Source organism: Actinoplanes sichuanensis, from assembly GCF_033097365.1.
In the GTDB taxonomy this organism is placed as follows: Bacteria; Actinomycetota; Actinomycetes; order Mycobacteriales; family Micromonosporaceae; genus Actinoplanes; species Actinoplanes sichuanensis.
Genome location: NZ_AP028461.1, coordinates 4931642 through 4947239 on the forward strand (window position 1 = coordinate 4931642; position 15598 = coordinate 4947239).

General features: G+C 70.4%; 17 protein-coding genes. 7 read left to right on the top strand and 10 right to left on the bottom strand.

Features of this window, described 5'->3' with window-relative positions:
- Positions 1–23: 23 nt before the first annotated feature.
- Both Q0Z83_RS22630 and Q0Z83_RS22635 read left to right on the top strand, forming a co-directional pair.
- Positions 24–395, top strand: a complete 372-nt coding sequence (locus tag Q0Z83_RS22630; RefSeq protein WP_317795967.1) for a PadR family transcriptional regulator — start codon at positions 24–26, stop codon at positions 393–395.
- Positions 392–1759: a permease prefix domain 1-containing protein gene (locus tag Q0Z83_RS22635; protein WP_317795968.1), complete on the top strand. Its 1368-nt coding sequence runs from the start codon at positions 392–394 to the stop codon at positions 1757–1759. Before Q0Z83_RS22630 ends, Q0Z83_RS22635 begins: the two co-directional genes overlap by 4 nt.
- A gap of 6 nt (positions 1760–1765) precedes the next feature.
- On the opposite strand, the gene Q0Z83_RS22640 is transcribed toward Q0Z83_RS22635, so the two are convergent.
- The 5 genes from Q0Z83_RS22640 to Q0Z83_RS22660 all read right to left on the bottom strand — a co-directional run bounded on the left by Q0Z83_RS22640 (position 1766) and on the right by Q0Z83_RS22660 (position 6140).
- The gene (locus Q0Z83_RS22640; RefSeq protein WP_317795969.1) at positions 1766–3295 is read right to left on the bottom strand and encodes a GGDEF domain-containing protein; all 1530 of its coding nucleotides are present in this window, start codon (positions 3293–3295) and stop codon (positions 1766–1768) included.
- A gap of 127 nt (positions 3296–3422) precedes the next feature.
- Complete coding sequence (locus Q0Z83_RS22645) at positions 3423–4037, bottom strand: PilZ domain-containing protein (RefSeq protein ID WP_317795970.1); 615 nt, start codon at positions 4035–4037, stop codon at positions 3423–3425.
- A 108-nt stretch (positions 4038–4145) separates the two neighbouring features.
- Positions 4146–4955, bottom strand: coding sequence for a metal-dependent hydrolase (locus Q0Z83_RS22650; protein WP_317795971.1), 810 nt, complete (start codon positions 4953–4955; stop codon positions 4146–4148).
- A gap of 288 nt (positions 4956–5243) precedes the next feature.
- Positions 5244–5396 carry a hypothetical protein gene (locus Q0Z83_RS22655; protein ID WP_317795972.1) on the bottom strand — a complete coding sequence of 51 codons (153 nt, stop codon included), beginning with the start codon at positions 5394–5396 and terminating at the stop codon, positions 5244–5246.
- A gap of 39 nt (positions 5397–5435) precedes the next feature.
- On the bottom strand, positions 5436–6140 hold the full coding sequence (locus tag Q0Z83_RS22660) for a TetR/AcrR family transcriptional regulator (RefSeq protein WP_317795973.1): 705 nt from the start codon (positions 6138–6140) through the stop codon (positions 5436–5438).
- A gap of 76 nt (positions 6141–6216) precedes the next feature.
- Here Q0Z83_RS22660 and Q0Z83_RS22665 point away from each other — a divergent pair, with 76 nt between their 5' ends.
- Positions 6217–7353, top strand: a complete 1137-nt coding sequence (locus Q0Z83_RS22665; RefSeq protein ID WP_317795974.1) for an FAD-dependent oxidoreductase — start codon at positions 6217–6219, stop codon at positions 7351–7353.
- 91 nt (positions 7354–7444) lie between these two features.
- Here Q0Z83_RS22665 and Q0Z83_RS22670 read toward each other — a convergent pair whose 3' ends face one another.
- A complete protein-coding gene (locus tag Q0Z83_RS22670; protein ID WP_317795975.1) occupies positions 7445–7960 on the bottom strand; it encodes an LPXTG cell wall anchor domain-containing protein in 516 nt (171 codons plus the stop codon).
- On the opposite strand from Q0Z83_RS22670, the gene Q0Z83_RS22675 reads away from it, so the two are divergent.
- Positions 7931–8431 (top strand): substrate-binding domain-containing protein, encoded by a 501-nt coding sequence (locus Q0Z83_RS22675; protein ID WP_317795976.1) that lies wholly within the window; start codon positions 7931–7933, stop codon positions 8429–8431. The two genes, Q0Z83_RS22670 and Q0Z83_RS22675, sit on opposite strands and share 30 nt — an antisense overlap.
- A gap of 12 nt (positions 8432–8443) precedes the next feature.
- Here the strand turns inward: Q0Z83_RS22675 and mptB are convergent, their stop codons facing one another.
- The 4 genes from mptB to Q0Z83_RS22695 form a co-directional block, all read right to left on the bottom strand.
- Positions 8444–9799 carry a polyprenol phosphomannose-dependent alpha 1,6 mannosyltransferase MptB gene (gene mptB / locus Q0Z83_RS22680; RefSeq protein ID WP_317795977.1) on the bottom strand — a complete coding sequence of 452 codons (1356 nt, stop codon included), beginning with the start codon at positions 9797–9799 and terminating at the stop codon, positions 8444–8446.
- Positions 9800–9957: 158 nt separating this feature from the next.
- Positions 9958–10368, bottom strand: coding sequence for a VOC family protein (locus tag Q0Z83_RS22685; RefSeq protein ID WP_317795978.1), 411 nt, complete (start codon positions 10366–10368; stop codon positions 9958–9960).
- A 48-nt stretch (positions 10369–10416) separates the two neighbouring features.
- Positions 10417–11883 (bottom strand): LmeA family phospholipid-binding protein, encoded by a 1467-nt coding sequence (locus tag Q0Z83_RS22690; protein WP_317795979.1) that lies wholly within the window; start codon positions 11881–11883, stop codon positions 10417–10419.
- An 88-nt stretch (positions 11884–11971) separates the two neighbouring features.
- Positions 11972–12712, bottom strand: a complete 741-nt coding sequence (locus Q0Z83_RS22695) for a GntR family transcriptional regulator (RefSeq protein ID WP_317795980.1) — start codon at positions 12710–12712, stop codon at positions 11972–11974.
- A gap of 102 nt (positions 12713–12814) precedes the next feature.
- Here Q0Z83_RS22695 and Q0Z83_RS22700 point away from each other — a divergent pair, with 102 nt between their 5' ends.
- The 3 genes from Q0Z83_RS22700 (at position 12815) to Q0Z83_RS22710 (ending at position 15584) form a co-directional block, all read left to right on the top strand.
- Positions 12815–13015, top strand: a complete 201-nt coding sequence (locus tag Q0Z83_RS22700) for a hypothetical protein (protein WP_317795981.1) — start codon at positions 12815–12817, stop codon at positions 13013–13015.
- 157 nt (positions 13016–13172) lie between these two features.
- The gene (locus Q0Z83_RS22705; protein ID WP_317795982.1) at positions 13173–14504 is read left to right on the top strand and encodes a diguanylate cyclase domain-containing protein; all 1332 of its coding nucleotides are present in this window, start codon (positions 13173–13175) and stop codon (positions 14502–14504) included.
- A 114-nt stretch (positions 14505–14618) separates the two neighbouring features.
- The gene (locus Q0Z83_RS22710; RefSeq protein ID WP_317795983.1) at positions 14619–15584 is read left to right on the top strand and encodes a TIGR01777 family oxidoreductase; all 966 of its coding nucleotides are present in this window, start codon (positions 14619–14621) and stop codon (positions 15582–15584) included.
- The last annotated feature ends 14 nt before the right edge of the window (positions 15585–15598 follow it).

A 15598-nucleotide genomic window follows, 5' to 3' on the forward strand; every position in this document is an offset into this window, starting at 1 on the left:
TATCGACGGAGGGGAGCACGGCCATGCGGGTCGCCAAAGACCTGGTCGCCGCGTCAGCCACACCGATCGTGCTCGGCATTCTGGCTGATGGAGACAGTTACGGCTACGCCATCCTGCAGCGCATCAACGAACTGTCCGGTGGCGAGCTCGACTGGACCGAGGGTTTCCTCTACCCCCTGCTGCACCGCCTCGAACGGCTCGGCCACGTCGAATCGGACTGGCGGACCGCGACCGGCGAACGCCGGCGCAAGTACTACCGACTCACCGAGCAGGGCCTCGCCGAACTGGCCGAGCAACGCCGCCAGTGGGCGACCGTCGTCGAGGCGCTCAAGCAGGTCTGGCCCAGCGTCGGCGACTTCAACCCGCTGATCATCCCCAGGGAAGGCACCGCATGACCGTGACCAACGATCCGGACGAGTTGGAGGCACAGTTCGCGCAGTGGCGCCGCTACGTGCGCCGACGGCCCGAACTGAGCGAGAGTGACGCCGACGAACTCGAAGATCACCTGCGCGGCTCGGTCGGCCAGCTCACCGCCCTGGGCCTGCACGACGACGAGGCGTTCCTGGTCGCCGTGAAACGGATGGGCGGGCTCGACGAACTGTCCCGCGAATTCGCCCGGGAACACTCCGAACGACTGTGGAAACAGCTGGTCCTCACCGGTGACACCGGACCGCGGAGCCGTTCCCGTACCGACCTGATCGTGATGTTGATCTGCGCTCTGGGCGCCGCCGTCTCGGTCAAGGTCCCCGAGCTGTTCCAGCACAGCATCGGCTACGACCTGGACGGTTTCTACAGTCTCAACTACTCCCTGTTCGCGCTTCCCTGGCTGGCCGCCTTCCTGCTGTGGCGACGACGGGCCGGAAGACTCGTGTGCGGCGTCGTGGCCGCGCTGTTCGTGGTCGGAGCCGCCGCGGCGAACCTCTATCCACTCGACACCGAGTCCCAGTCGATCGACGTCGTCGCCACCCACCTACCGATCGCGCTGTGGTTCGTCGTCGGCCTCGCCTACATCTCCGACGGTCTCCGCTCGGCCCGCCGACGGATGGACTTCATCCGGTTCAGCGGTGAGTGGTTCGTCTACCTCACCCTGATCGGCCTGGGTGGCGGGGTGCTGACGGCGTTCGCGATGGGCGCGTTCAACGCCATCGGCATCGATCTCTGGGAATTCACCAACCTGTGGCTGCTGCCCTGTGGCCTGGTCTCCGCCGTGGTGGTGGCCGGCTGGCTCGTCGAAGCAAAACAGGGCGTCATCGAGAACATCGCACCCGTTCTGACCAGGCTGTTCACGCCGTTGTTCACCGTCGGGTTGCTGGCCTTCCTGGTCACCATCGGCTGGAACGGTCGCCGCATCGACGTCGACCGGGGCAACCTGGTGCTGTTCGACCTGCTGCTGGTCCTGGTGCTCGGCCTGTTGCTGTACTCGATGTCCGCCCGGGACCCGATGGCCCCGGCCGGCAAGTTCGACGTCATGCAACTGGTGCTGGTGGCAAGCGCCCTGGTGATGGACGCACTCGTGCTGTTCACCATGACCGGCCGGGTCGCCCAGTATGGCAGCACCCCCAACAACTCCACGGCGCTCGGCGCGAACATCGTGCTGCTGGTCAACCTCATCTGGACGGCCTGGCTACTGCTGCGTTTCGTACGCCGCCGGCAGCCCTTCGCGGTGATCGAACGCTGGCAGACCACCTACCTGCCGGTGTACGCCGGATGGATGTGGATCGTCGTGCTGGTCCTGCCGCCGGTCTTCGCGTTCCGCTGACGGAGGCTACGCCGCCACCCGGTCACGGCCGGTGTGCTTGGCGACGTAGAGCTGACGGTCGGCGGCCGCGAGCAGCGGGGCCGCCACCGTCAACCCCGGTGGCGCGGCGGCGACGCCGATACTGGCGGTCACCGGCAGCGAGCCGGTGACCGCGGCCCACTCGAAGTCACCGATCAGGCGGCGGACGTCCTCGCAGAAACGGGCGGCCTCGACGATGTCGAAGCCGGGCAGGATCAGCAGGAACTCCTCACCGCCGAGCCGGGCCGCCACGCCGATGCCGGTCATGACGTCCTGCAGCAGGTAGCCCACCTGCTGCAGGACGGCGTCACCGGTGGCGTGCGACAGGGTGTCGTTGACCTGTTTGAAATGGTCCAGGTCGACGATCGCCACCGACAGCGATCCCCCACGCCCGAGCAGCTCCGCCAGCTGCTGGTCGACGTGCCGGCGGTTGTACAGGCCGGTCAGGGCGTCGCGGTGGGCCAGCTCCCGGAACTGTTCGGTGGCGCGCCGGGCCTCGTCGGCCTCGAAGAGCGCCTGCATCGCCCGGGCCCGGGCCTCCCGCTGCGTGCTCTGCAGAGCGGCCAGGCTGTCCTGGTAACGCAGCAGCTCCTCATAGGCCTCCCGGTAACGGTCGGTGGCCGCGAACAGGGCCGCCTGTTCACGGCGCACCTGCACCCGGGCCCGGGCCAGATCCCGGAGCTCACAGAGTTCGACCGCCCGGTCCAGCGCGTCCTGGGCCGCCTCCGGACGGCCGCTCAGGCGGCGCGCCTCGGCCAGGGTGAGCAGGCATTCCGCCGTACCATCGCCGTCGACGTCGACAATCGTGCCGGTCAACGCACCGGCGAGTGTCGCCTCGAGGGCGACGAACCGCCCACCCATCATCTCGACCCGCGCGATGGTGTCGATCTCCTTCGCGGCAAGACCGCGACCGCTAACGGCGACTTCCCTCATGCGTACGGCCAGAGCGCTCGCCGCCGGCTCGTCCCCCCGCTCGTACGCGTTGTAGGCCATGTTGTTGAGCGCCCGCAGAGCCAGACCATCGTCGCCCACCTCGGCCGAGATTCGCAGCACCTCGGCGTAGCGCACATCGCTCTCGTCGAACGAACCGTTGTCGTCCAGGGCGCAGCCCAGCTGGAGCAGGTGCCGGGCCCGGACCGCCGGCGACGCGTCAGCCGGCAGAAACGACACACCCTGAACGCCGTGCGCGAGCGCCTCGGAGAAGTCACCGAGCATCCGGTAGAAGTTCGACAGCATCCGGTGCGCGCGTGCCCGAAGGTAGGGCCGGTCATGCTGCTCGGCCCACTCCAGCGTCTGCCGGGCGCTGTGCCCACCCGGCCCCAGATGCCCCTCCCGCATCAGGACGTCCGCGATGACCATGTCACAGCGGTGCACCGACTCGTCGTCCCCGGCCTCGACGGCGAGCGCGCGCAGCTCGGCGGCCTGCTGCCGGATGGCGGCGAACTCCTCGATGTCAGGCGTGCCCTCCAGCTCGGTGAGGAGCGTGACGAGATCACGGACCGCGGTGCCGGCCGACATCGCCACCTCCGTTCGCCCGAACGTCTGGACACCGCGATCGTCCCTCAGAACGGGTGGCGGAGCGACCCAACGCGGTTGCAGTTGGGTTGCCACCGGCCCCGCGGCGCTGCCGACCGTCGCCGCGGGGTCACTGGGTCTTCTGGAAGGCGTCGAGCCGGTCGCGAACCTCGGCGCTCATGTCCACGAACAGCAGGCGGACGTCACCGAGCTCGTCGCTGCCGCGCACATGACAGTCGAGGTCCGCGGGGCCGTCCGGCAGCAACACGGACAGGGTGACCGACTCGCCGGGGGCCAGGCCGTCGACCAGGTCGATCAACGCCTCCTCGCCCAGGTCGTCGACGTCGAGATCGACGATGACGCGGGCTCCGCCCAGCGACAGGTCGATCGCCAGGCCGGGGAACATCTGGCCCGAGGGCAGGATCAGCACGACCGGCACCTGCACCGAGACGCGGCGGGAGCGTCGCCGGTCGACGGCGCCCACGGTCGTGTCGACCCGCATGTACACGCCCGGCACGGCACCGGCGGGCGGAGGCACCACCGTGCCCACGATGCTGAAGCCGGTGCCGTTCTGCGTCCAGAGCAGGGCCACGTCGACACCGATCATGGCGAACCCGGTGAGACTGAGCCGAAGCGTGCCGTCGCTCTCCCGCGAGACCCGGCAGGCCCGGGCCGGGCCACCGCCCAGCGACGCGCTGGCGGTCGGGGCGGTCCACGGCTGCGGTTCCTCGGTGGTCTTGACCATTGATGTCGGATCTTTCTGGGCGTACGAATCGGTCCGGTCGGGTCCTCTCCACAGAGACGGTACCGTCGCGAACGGCCCTTCAGGTGCAGGTCAGGACGCCGGACGGCGTCACCACACCGCCCCGAGCAGCACAATCGCTCCGGCACCGACCGTCGCCATCAGCCACACCACCACGGTCTCGGTCGACGAGCCGGTACGAAACCGCATCCACCGCGGGGTGCCGACCGGTGACCAGCGGCAGCCGCGGATCCGGATCGGCCAGCACAGGGGCACGGCGGAGAAGGTGAGCGCGTCGCCGAGCGAGTGGGCCAGGCAGCCCCAGAACACGGCCAGGCCGAGCCACCACCAGGAGCCGGCACTGCCGTGGATCGCCGCGACGAACACGGCGGCGACCAGGATCGCACCGACCGCGGCGGCGAACCGGTGGGCGCCCTTGCCGAGGCGACGGAAACGGCCGGGGAGCAGCATGTCCCCGATCCGGGCGCGGGTCCTCGACGACAGGGCGGCGTGCGCGGCCAACCATACCGAGAGCCCGACGATCCACAGGCCGACGACCGGTCCGGTCAGGGCACAGAGGATACCGACGGCCAGGCCGAGGACCATCGCACCGAGGGCGGTGTGGGTGATGCCGCGGTGCCCGCCCCGGGCTCGGCCGGTGAGACAGTGCCGGCACGACACACCCCGCAGTCTCGCGGCGGTGGCGGCGACCCCCCGAGCGGTCCAGCGGGTGATCGGCCCGAGGGTTCGGGCGACAGTGGATTCGGGATGATCGAGGTCCGGGGCGAGAGCCATGCCGGTGGACACGGCCGCCCCGGCGACGACGGCGACGGCGGTGGGGGCGTGTCCGGCGGCGGCGAGCAGAGCTGATCCGGCCAGCCAACCGACCCCACCGGACAGGGCGTGGGACTTACCGAGCATCGACGGTCACCACTCCAGCTTCGCCGGAGCGTGCAACCACGACTACGCAGCGTCCCGGCTACTCGTCGGGCCACGGCGGGCGGGCAGGCCGGGTCTTCCGGAGCGAGTCGGTCGGTTCCGCGGGGGCCGATGGCCAGAGACCGCGCCTCCCGCGCAGGGAGGAATCCCATAGGGGCAGGGGCTCAGATCGGCCGGCGCGCCGCGCCTCCCACGCGCGGGAGGAATCTCCTCGGGCAACTCGATGAGGACCGCGCGGGACGTACGTCCGGCCCGACCGCATGCCCGGGATCAGGCGCGGTTGCCGTCCGGGCCGCGCAAGTCGAGGTGGAAGGGGTTACGCAGGCGCTGCATCGCCTGGGTGCTGCGGTCGGTTTCCGGCCTGGGCTGCGCGTCCTGGACGGGTGGCTCCTCGACACGAAACACCACTGCGTGAACTGACATACCGGCTCCCGTGATCGGTTCGACTGTTGCGCGGCAGTATTACCCGATCACACCCGTTTGGGAACCGGTTTTGTCGCTGACTTGTCGGTCATGTGGAGCGACGGAACCGGCGAGGAAGATGTCCACTCCGGCGAGGAACTGTTCGCGGTCGTCGTGTTCGGATATCAGCGAGGCAGCCTCCCGTACGAGCGGATCGGTGTCGAGTTCGGCCCATTGCGCGGCGAGACGGTCGAGGTAGGCCTGGCGAGAGGTCGCGTCCGGGGCTCGGCGGGCACCTGCGGCGTGCTGGGCGGCGGCTCCGAGGATGTAGTTGACCAGGGCGGATCCGGCGTCGGGCAGGGCGGCGCCGCGGACGCCGAGGCGGACCAACCGTACGCCGACGCCCGTCCAGATCCGCAGAACCGCGGGTTGCAGCGGTTCGCGCGACAGTTGGGCCCCCACCCAGGGGTGCGCGTCGATCGCGTCGAAGATGCCCAGGGCCAGCGTGCGGATCGCTTGTTTCGGGTCCTCGTCGTCGGCGGCCGCGGCCATGACCCGGCCGATGACCCCGTCCGCCGCCGCGGCGAGCAGGTCGTCCTTGCCGGCGACGTGGTGGTAGATCGCACCGCGGCCGGTCGCGAGGTGGGCGGTGACCGCGCGCACGGTCAGGCCGTCCTCGCCCGCGGTGTCGAGGATCTGGATGGTCGCTTCCACGATGCGCTCCCGGGAGAGTGCGTCACTGCGCCGGGTGGTCATGATTCTCATCTTGACATGTTTGGACCGCTGGTCCAATAGTGGTGGCAGTGGACCGCTGGTCCAATCTTGGAATGAAAGGCAGACCATGACCACTCCAGTCACCGTCATCGGCGCGGGCCTCGGCGGCCTCACCCTCGCGCGGGTGCTGCACCTCAACGGCGTGCCCGTCACCGTCTACGACGCCGACCCGACCGCCGACGCCCGCAGCCAGGGCGGGCAACTCGACCTGCACGAGCACAACGGCCAACGGGCCCTCGAGATCGCCGGGCTCACCAGCGAATACCGGGCGATCATCCACCGGGGCGGCGGCGCCCAGCGGGTCCTCGACCGGCACGGCACGACGCTCGCCGACCTACCCGACGACGGCTCCATGGCACGCCCGGAGGCACTGCGCGGCGACATCCGACGCATCCTGCTGGAGTCACTGCCGGCCGGAACCGTGCGGTGGGGCAGGAAACTCCGGTCCGCCGCCTCCCTCGGCCCGGGACGTCACGAGCTCACGTTCACCGACGGTTCGACAGTCGTCTCCGAACTACTCGTGGGCGCCGACGGGGCCTGGTCCAAGGTCCGCCCCCTGGTCTCCGCCGAGGCCCCGACGTACGCCGGCATGAGTTACATCGACACGTACCTGCACGACGTCGACGTACGCCACCCCGCGGCGGCGAAGGCGGTCGGCGACGGCGCCATGTACGCGCTCGAACCGGGCTGTGGCTTCCTCGCCCACCGGGAGCCCGGCGACGTCATCCACACCTACGTCGTGCTCGACCGGCCGGTCGAGTGGTTCGCCGCCATCGACTTCACCGACCCCGGCGCCGCCCGCGAACAGATCGCCGCCGAGTTCCTCGGGTGGGCGCCCGAACTCGTCTCCCTGATCGCCGACGGCGACACCCCGCCGATCCTGCGCGCCATCCACCGGCTGCCCGACCGCCACCGCTGGGACCGCGTCCCCGGCGTGACACTCCTCGGCGACGCGGCACACGTCACCGTCCCCGGCGGCGAGGGCGCGAACCTCGCGATGCTCGACGGAGCCGAACTCGGCCAGGCGATCGCCACACACCGCGACGACCCGGAGGCCGCCCTCGCGGCGTACGAGCGTGTCCTGTTCCCCCGCAGCGAGGCGGAGGCCGTCGCCGCACACGACACCATCGACCTCGTCTTCGGCGCCGGAGCACCGCACCGGCTCGCCGATCTCTTCACCGGCACCGGCGAGCAGGGCGGGTAAGGACCACGATGCAGCGGTACGGACACCGGCCCGGCCGTGGAGACCTGGGGGGATCGCCCACGGCCGGGGGCACGGGGACCCGACGTCCGGGTCAGTCCACGTCACCGAACCTGATCCGGCGGCGTCGGACGGCGAACATCGCGGCGGCACCGAGCACCACCGCGGTGGCACCGAGGCCGGCGATCGCGGCGACCGGGGAGCCGGTGAGCGGCAGCCCGCCACCGGTCCCCCCGCCGGTGCCCGGAGCGACCGTCGCCGACGGCGAGACCGACGCCGACGACGGCGGGACGGCCGGTGCCGGTGCCGACGTCGCGGTGGCGCTCGGTGTCGGGCTCTGCGCGGGGCGGGTCGTGGTCGCCGTGGGGGTGGGCGTCGGCGGTTCGGCGACCAGCTGCCAGTCCTGGGAACCGTCGGTGGCGGAGTTCTGCAGCGTCAGCGGCGCGCCGGTACCGGCTCCGGTGAGGTAGACGGCGGTGTTCTTGGCCGCCTGTAGCCGTACCTGGGCGGCGCCCCGAACGTGCAGGCCCCCACGGTGCTCTCGGTCCCCGCCGCGGAGGGCGGACCGGCCGTCGCCGAGATGACCCGGCACCTGCTCGGGCTCGGCCACCGCACCGTGCACCACATCGCCGGACCACAGCAGTGGTGGGCCGCCCGGGAACGCCGGCAGAGCTGGCACGACACCCTCGCCGCCGCCGCGTCGAGCGTTCCGGAGGCCCGCATCGGCGACTGGACGCCCCGCAGCGGCTACGAGATCGGCCGGGAGCTCGCCCGCGACCCCGGCGTCACCGCGATCTTCGCGGCCAACGACGACATGGCCATCGGCGCCGTCCACGCACTGCACGAGGCGGGCCGCCGGGTACCGGACGACGTGAGCGTCGCCGGGTTCGACGACATCCCGGTGGCCGCGCACGTGACACCACCACTGACCACCGTCGGCTCCGACAACGCCGAGTTGGCCGAGATCGGCCTGAGCTACCTGACCGCCTTCCTCGCCGATCCCGACCACGAGCCGACCCCACCCCGGACCCATCGGCACCGCATCGTCCTCCGCAGCTCGACAGCACCTCCCCGAGCCTGAACCGACGCCGCGTCACACCGCGTCGAGGACCAGGGCGGTCCGCCGGCGCGCGGTCCGGACCACGGTGTAGACCAGCAGGCCGGCGGCGACGCCGAGAATCCCGCCGAGGACCATCGGCGCACCGGTCGGCGCATCGTTCGGCGGGGCGAGGACGACCAAAACCGGCGAGGTGTACGCGGCCACGCGCCGAATCCGGTCGGAGCCGGCCGCCGCCAGCGGGACCAGGCCCCACAGCAGATACCAGACGTGCACGACCGGACTGAGCACCACGAACGCCACCAGGGCCACCCCGCATGCGGCGACCATGTCCGAACCGGTGCCGACCCGATGCAGCAGGACCAGCGTGAGCACCCCGGCCAGCAGCAGCCCGGCCAGCCACACCGCCTCCTGCGCGCCGAACAGTCCACCGAGATGCGTGGTCAGCGACATCCAGGTACGGGCCCGCGTCGGCGCACGCAGAGCGGGCACCCACCCGAAACCGGTCCCCGCGACGGTGGTGACCGCGACGGCCGTACCCCCGCAGAGGAGAAGCACAGCGCCCCCGGCGCGAAGCAGCCGGAACCGTCCCGGCAGCCGCCCCGCCCAGAGCACGCCCACGAACGCCAGTCCGAGCAGCGCCGGCCCCTTGACCAGCCCGGCCAGGGTGATCAGCACGACGCCGACGACCGGTCGATGACGCAACGCCAGCAGCAGCCCGGCACACATCAGAGCGACCATCACCGCGTCGTTGTGCGCGTCCACCACCAGATGCAACAGCACCAGCGGGTTGAGCACGCCCAGCCAGAGCGCCGCAGACGGATCGACACCACACTCCCGGGCGAGCCGCGGGACGGTCACCGCGAGCACCGCGACCCCGGCCACCGCGAGCAGCCGCATCCCGATCAGGCCCGGCCACAGTTCATTCCCGGTGAGCGTGGTGACGGCACCGGCCAGGCGCAGGAACACCGGCCCGTACGGCGCCGGGGTGTCCTGCCAGATCGGCGGCACGTTGGCGGACAGCTCACCACTGAGAACCTGCGGCCCCCACCGGTACGGATCGATCCCGGCCGTCGTCATCGCACCCTGCGCCAGGTAGCTGTAGACGTCCCGGCTGAAGATCGGCCCGCTCAGCGCGAACGGAACCGCCCACATCACCCCGGTGCGGATCAGGACCGCGGGCTCGGGCCGGAGCCGCCCGATCATCCACCAGGCCAGGACCAGCAGGGTCATCCCCAGGTAGGCGACCGCCATCGGCCACAGGATCGCCGCGACCGCGTCCGGCGGCAACTGCACCGCGTCATTCGACGGCCCGACACCCACCCGGAGCCCACCCACGGCGACCAACGCGCTACCGGCGACACCCAGCCACTGCCACTTGCGCACGGTCAACAGTTCCCTCCATCGGCCCCGGCGCGGCTCACCGTAGCGATCAAGAGGGAACACACGACACAGTCACGGTGAACGGCAGAAGCCGATCAAGACCTTTCAGCGGTACGGCTACCCGCTCCCCCGCCGACCCGGCCCCGGGTCTGGGGCGCCGACAGCGCTCAGGCTCCCGCGTCGTCGGGGCGATGACCGGCGCGTTCGGCGTCGGAGCGTTCGACGCAGAACTCGTTGCCCTCCGGGTCGGCGAGCGTGACCCAGCCGGTGCCGTCGGGCCGGCGGTGGTCGCCGACCAGGGCGGCCCCGAGTTCGAGCAGGCGGGTGACCTCCTCGTCGCGGGTGCGGTCGGTGGGTTTGAGGTCGACGTGCACCCGGTTCTTCACGGTCTTGGTGTCGGGCACCCGGACGAAGAGCATCCGCGGGCCGGTGCCGGCCGGTGGGATCACCGAGGCCTCCGGGTCGCCCGGAAAGTCGTCGTCGGCCAGCGGGTCGCCGGTGACCGCGCTCCAGAACCGCGCCAGATCGTACGGGTCACCGACGCAGTCGACGGTGATGTGATTGACGGCTGAGCTCAACGCTTCTCCCATGTCCGGCGAATCGACACTGGAACAGTATTCGAACCGTCAGCAGGCGCCGCCGCCGAGGGCGCCCTTGGCCAGGGTCACGTCCCGGCCCTCCAGCTTGATCAGCAGGCCGGTCGGGGTCACCTCCACGCTCTGATAGGTCAGGTTGGTGGGCAGTTCCTGCAGCGGGTACGTGGTCGGAGCCGACTTCACCTGGGACAGCACGCGGGCCGCCGGGAAACGGGTGCCGAACATCTCGATCTCCTGCGGGGAGATGTCCAGAGTGTTCCCGGTGATCTTCGGTTGGGCGTACAGCTGGATCTTGGTGTCCTGGGTCGAACCCTTGGTCGACGCGGTCAGGAAGCCGCCCTCGGCGCCGAACGTGGTCGGCTGTCCGCCCTCCGGTTGTTTCAGGACGGAGAACGACTGGATCGTGGTGCCGCCGACCGTGACGTGCACGCCCTGCGGGTCCACCTCGACCGCCTGGTATCGCACTCCGGACGGCAGGGCCGGGAGTTTGCGGGTCAGGTCCTTCTCGTCGATCTGGGAGAGCACGATCTTGGAAAGGAAGTCGTCGGTCTCGCGGTCCTTGCCGAGGATGTGCACCAGGCGCGGGAACAGGGTGAGCGAGTCGCCGTCCAGCCGGGGCTCGGCGCGGATGGTGAGCGGCACGTCGATGATCGGTTCGACCTTGATCGCGGTGGAGATGCCGAGCAGCCCGTCGGCCGCCGAATAGGTGACCGTCTGGTCGCCGACCTGGGTGGGCAGGGTGTTCAGGGCCTGGGTGGCGACCCCGGCCAGCGCCACGTGCAGGCCGTCGGCGCGCGGGGTGATCGACCGGTAGGTCACGCCGGCCGGCAGTTCGGGCAGGTCCTGCTTGCGTACGCCGCCGGTCAGCGACGAGGCCTTGGCCGCGGCCACCTTACGACCGAAGATCTCCAGCTGCTGCGGCACCGCTTCGGCGCTGTCACCGGCGATGCGCATCTTGAGGAACAGTTTCGCCTTGACGTTCTCGGACGCCTCGGCCGGCACCACGGTGTCGACCATCAGGCCGCCGTCGTCGGCCCGCCGGTAGGTGGGGGCGGTGGTCCCCTCGACGGTGGGCATGTTCGCGAAGCCGATCGTGATGGCCGCGTTCATCGCGCCGACGTGGGTCTGGTCGTCGGCCGGTTGGCTCACGTCGTGCAGGGTGGCCGTGAACGACGCGTGCCGCACCCCGGAGAGCGTCGCGTCCGGCACGGTGAGCCGCACCTCGGACAGGGTGCCGGACAGCGCCTGGGCCAGCAGACGGTCACCGCCGACGGTGACCTGCGCACAGGAGACCTGGGCGCTGACCCGGTCGACGACCTGGTCGGCGACCAGCCGGTCGAGAAACGGGACGGGCAGGGCGTAGGCGGCGCCGCCGAGGGCGATCAGGACGGTGGCACCGGCCCCGATCCGGATGATCCACCGTCGGCGGGTGGCCGGGGCATGCGCGGCGCGATGGAGCAGTCGGCCCAGCCCAAGGCCGGTGAGCAACGTGGACATGCCACCTCCGCGACGGTCGGGTTCCGTAAACGCGATCAGGCAGGAGTACGGCTTAAGTTACTCATCAGTTCACCTGGATGTGGCCCGTTCAGGAACCGAGCACGTACTCCAGCTCATATGCGCTGGAGTCGAGCACCATCTCGTTGACCTCCACGCAACGCCTCATGGTGGTGTACGCGAAGCGGGTGATCGCGATGACCGGTGTACCCCTGGGCAGGGCCATGAGTTCGGCCTCGGCTGACGTCGGCATCCGACACACCAGCGTCTCCCGAAACGTCTCGGGGCCGAGGCCGGCATCCGCCATCCGGGCGTACATACCGCCGGCCCCGGGATTGGTATAGCCCACCGCCGGTGCCGCGGCTACCACGTCCAACGGGATGTGACTCGTCGCCAGCTGAACGATGCGATCCTCAACGGCGAACCGACGTGCACGCGTCAGCACCGCCGCACCCGCCGGGACGGCAAGTGCCTCCGCGACATCCGCGGTCGCGGGAACCTCCTCGACAACCACGTTCACAGCGCGGAGTCGCCCGTTGGTATCGCGATCCTGAATCGACTTACCCTCACCCCACCAGGACCTCGAAAGGCGATCGGGGGACGAACGAACGATACGTCCGAAGCTCCGGACATAGAGACCTCGACCATGCCGGGCCACGATCACGCCATCAGCACGGAGAACGTCAACGGCCTTGGCCACGGTGCCGGTAGGCACTCCGAACCGCTGCGCGAGTTCGCGAACGGTCGGCAGGCGGTCGCCCTCCACCAGGCGACGCGCCTCGATGTCGCTGCGGATCGCATTGGCGACATCTCGGTACGCAGGTTCACCCATGTGTGTTCATGTTACTCGTGTTCAGCGTGAACACACATGGAGTGTTCACTTCACACTTGGTCGGATGGGAGGAGGTGACGCACGGGGCGGCTGGAGGCAGAGATGGCACGACGATCGATTCTGGTGGTGGGACCACGTGACCTGCCGGCGGATGGGCTGGTGAGCGTCTGGATCGACAGCGGCTCAGGTCCCGGTTACACCCGGCAGGTTCGGGCTACCGACCTCTCGCTGTCCTCGAAACATGACGACGGCCGAGACGACGACGCGATCTACGCGTTGACCCTGGCCGAATGCGATGGCTGACCATGCAACCCCCCAGGCAGGCGGTCGGGGTTCGACTCTGGACGGCGGCCGTGGAGTGGCTCCCGTACCGCAACCGGTGGGGGCTCAGGGGCGCCGGGGCGGCGCCGAAAAGGGCCGTATGCCCCTGTCGCTCCGCCGGTTGCGCCTCCCTGAGGCTTTGCTCGGCGTCGCATCGTTGACCGCGCTGCACGCGTTGGGGCTCGCCGTGCCGGGCGACATCTGGTTCTTCAACGCCTTCCTGCTGATCGGTACGGTCGTGGTGACCGCCCTGGCCAACGCGCGCCCCGGTCTGCCGACCACCGCGCTGCAGCTCGCCCTCACCGCGGTGGTGCTGTATCTGACCGGCTGGGGGCCGGTGATGACGTTCGACTTCGTCATCGTCGGCTGGCTGGTCTGCGACGACTTCGCCCGGCGCTGGCGGTCGGTGGTGGCCCTGGTGATGGTGGCGATCACGGCCGGGCAGGCCGCGGTGTGGGCCGGTCTGGCCCCGTCGTACCTGGACAACCGGGCAGCGCAGTTGGCCGGTCTGGTCGGCGGCACGGCGGTGCTGACGGCGATGGTCCTGATCGGTCGGGAGGCGCAGGCGCGGGCCGAGGCCGAACGGGACCGCGGCATCAACGAGGAACGCTTCCGGGCGGTGCTGCAGGGCTCGCACGACGTCACCGTCATCACCGACGCGGAGGGCACCCCGGTCTTCGTGAGCTCGGCCGTCGAACGGGTGTTGGGCGTGACCGTCGAGCAGCACATCGCCCGTCGGGCCGACTTGATCCACCCCGACGACGCCGCCGTCACCGAGCAGATGTTCCAGCAGTTGCTCGCCGGCGGCAGCGAACATGTCGCCGAGGCGCGGCTGCGGCACGCCGACGGTTCCTGGCGTTGGCACGAGATCTCCGCCCGCAACCTGCTCGACAATCCGGCGGTACGCGGTCTGGTCTTCAACCACCGGGACATCACGGCCCGCAAGACCTACCAGGAGAAGCTCGCGTACGAGGCGACCCACGACGCGCTGACCGGGCTGGCCAACCTGGCCGCGCTGCGTACCGGTCTGACCTCGTGGTGCTCCGGCGAGAGCTACTCGGCGCTGGGTGCGGTGCTCTACCTCGACCTGGACGGCTTCAAGCAGGTCAACGACGAGCTGGGCCACGCCGCCGGTGACGAACTGCTGGAGTTCACCGCCCGTACGCTGCGCGCCTGCGTGCTCGGCAGTGACCTGGTGGCGCGGCTCGGCGGCGACGAGTTCGCGGTGCTGCTCACCGAGATCAACGACCCGCACGACGCGATCACGGTGGCCGAGCGGATCATCGACCGGCTGGCCGAGCCGGAGCCGCTGGCCGGGCACATGCTGCGGGTCCGGGCGAGCGTGGGTATCACGGTGTGCCGGCCCGGCGAGCACGGTGCGGCCGAGCTGCTGCGCCGGGCCGACGCCGCGATGTACGAGGCGAAACGCACCGGATCGCACGGCTGGCGCCTGCACTCGATGGTCGGCTGAGCCGCCGGACGTCGGTCCGGCCGCGTTCCGGAGTCGGGTTGAGCAACTGCTCAAACTGTCGTAGCCTCGATTTGAGCAAGTGCTCAACAGCTCGGATCGAGACGAGGGACAACAATGAAGGTCGTCATTCCCGGCGGAACCGGGCAGGTCGGCACGATCCTCGACCGGGCCTTGACCGCGGAGGGCCACCACGTCGTGGTGCTGACCCGCGCGCCGAAGGGCGACCGGCAGGTCTACTGGGACGGCACGACACTCGGCGACTGGGCGACGCAGATCGACGGCAGCGACGTCGTGATCAACCTGGCCGGACGCAGCGTGAGCTGCCGGTACACCAGGGAGAACCTCGACGCGATGATGAACTCCCGGGTCGACTCGGCACAGGTGGTCGGCAAGGCGATCGCCGCCGCGAACCGGCCGCCCGGGGTGTGGTTGCAGATGAGCACCGCGACGATCTACGCACACCGGTTCGACGCACCGAACGACGAGCACGACGGCGTGATCGGCGGCAGCGAGCCGGACGTGCCCGACTACTGGGGCTTCAGCGTGCGGATCGCCAAGAACTGGGAGGCCGCCCAGTTTCGGGTGCCGACTCCGCACACCCGCAAGGTGGCGCTGCGGGCGGCCATGGTGATGAGCCCGGACCGCGGCGGCGTGTTCGACGTTCTGAGCCGGCTGGCCCGACTCGGCCTGGGCGGGCCGGTGGCGGGCGGCCGGCAGTTCGTCTCCTGGATCCACGACCTCGACTTCGTCCGGGCGGTCCGGTTCCTGATCGAGCGCGACGACCTCACCGGGCCGGTCAACCTGGCCTCCCCCGGCCCGCTGGCGCACCGGCAGTTCATGCGCGAGCTGCGGTCGGCCTGGCGGATGCCGTTCGGGCTGCCCGCCACCCGGCAGATGGCCGAGCTCGGCGCGTTCGCCCTGCAGACCGACACCGAGCTGCTGCTCAAGAGCCGCCGAGTCGTCCCGACCAGACTCACCGACGCCGGATTCACCTTCGAGTTCCCGCAGTGGCACGCCGCGTCCGCGGATCTCGCCGCACGACTGCGGTCGGACTCACGCGTCGAGGCCCTGTCCGGTTAACAACGCCACCACGA